The 1533-nt window shown below is 52.3% G+C and carries 1 protein-coding gene and 1 pseudogene; one reads left to right on the forward strand and one right to left on the reverse strand.

The genetic code is table 11. The features are described from left to right. On the forward strand, positions 1-667 hold a 667-nt coding region (locus tag AC1DRJ_RS27265), incomplete at its 5' end, for a carbonic anhydrase (RefSeq protein WP_477804881.1). A 511-nt stretch (positions 668-1178) separates the two neighbouring features. Here the strand turns inward: AC1DRJ_RS27265 and AC1DRJ_RS27270 are convergent. Further along, positions 1179-1533 (reverse strand): annotated as a pseudogene (locus tag AC1DRJ_RS27270) (HD domain-containing protein); the annotation flags it as partial.

Here is a 1533-nt window from a genome sequence, read left to right on the forward strand (position 1 = left end):
AGACAGATCTGTGTACTTTTATCTGACTGGCTCGGCCCAGTCACAAAATATTCAAGAGCGCTGGAGACACAAAATGCCCAACTTCAATGATTTCTCTTTCAAAGCACAGCCTTGGTACAACGAAGCGGAGTTCCGTCCGCTCTTCGCCAAGGCGGTGAGTCTCAACACCATCGTCATCCACTGCTTCGATCCACGTGCTTCGGAAATACCGGCCGTTGTTGCCAAGCATTTTGGTGAGGTCTACCCAGGCGAGAACGTTCTTGATGAAGCTGGAAATCGGGTAGGACATACGACGACCTTATTCCCAGTGTCTGTCGCTGGTGGTCGTGCTGTCGCAGGTGTGCAGTCGATCGCCACGATGGTCCATCTCTTCGGCATCGAAAGGGTAGTGGTTGTGCACCACTCATTCTGTGGTGCTACGTCTTTCACCAACGAAGGCATCATTGACGCGTTCAAACATGAGCACGGCAGCGATATTTCCTCGGCGTTTGACCATGACAGCATCTGCATTTCGGATTTCGAGACCTCGCTCAAATACGATGTCGGAGTTGTTCGAGCAAACCCAGGGGTGCCAGCGCACGTGAAGATCTACGGCTTCTTCTACAATATCGATACGCTGGAACTGACTGAGGTAGTGAGCGACATTCCTGACCAGGCCAAGGCCTGATTTCAGAGCGGCGACTGACATTGTTGGTCGCCGTATTTACGTGCAGTTGGATGTGGTCTTCAGCCACCAGGTGGCTGCACGTCTCTCATTGAACAGCCCTCGACCGCCGAATAAATGGCGGTGCGGCCGTTGCCGACTCTCGCTCGGAGTGGAACGGCAACGTCGAACTATTTACTTAATTGTTAAGCTGTTTTAGGCGATTGATGAAAACCCCGGCGCTTGGGTCCCTGACATCTCGCCTGTGCTAACCACGCACGTGAAGGTCTGGTAGGCGACTCGCTACAGTATTCTCCCTTAGCCTACTGCTGACGATCTCGCTGCGCTCCGCTTTATCGCATGCTCGACAAGTATCCACAGAACTTTCCCTTGTAAGCGTCCAACTCGTTTGTATTTTTAACACTGATTCAGATCGCCACAACGTCAGTTGGCTTATAAGATGTTTCGGAAGGGCAGAAGCCAGGCTGCGAACTACTAGCTAAGTAAGTCGCAGTCTGGACATTCTGTAAGCAGATTAAACGAAAGGAGGTAAATCAAGTGCGTGCGGAACTGTTTCCACCAGCCCACTTGTCACGGCCTTAAACGAAACTTCAAATCGCGTGCCGACGAGGTGTTCAAATGCAGTCGCGCTGAACACGCTGTAGAGTTCGTCTCGGGAGTACTTGGTAAGCACATCTTTTACTGATTGTTGAGACATTCGTGACACACCTGTGCCGAAGACATCACAGATAGCGCCGCGCGTAACCAAGAATGCCTCTGCACCATGTTCCTCAGCCGGAACGTGATAATTAAGGTGCACGGCAATGGCGTGCGCCACCGTATCGGCATGCGCGCGCGCGAAGCCCTGTCCTAACAGGAAGTCTCGTGCG

The sequence above is a fragment of the Pseudomonas sp. P5_B2 genome (genome assembly GCF_056400445.1).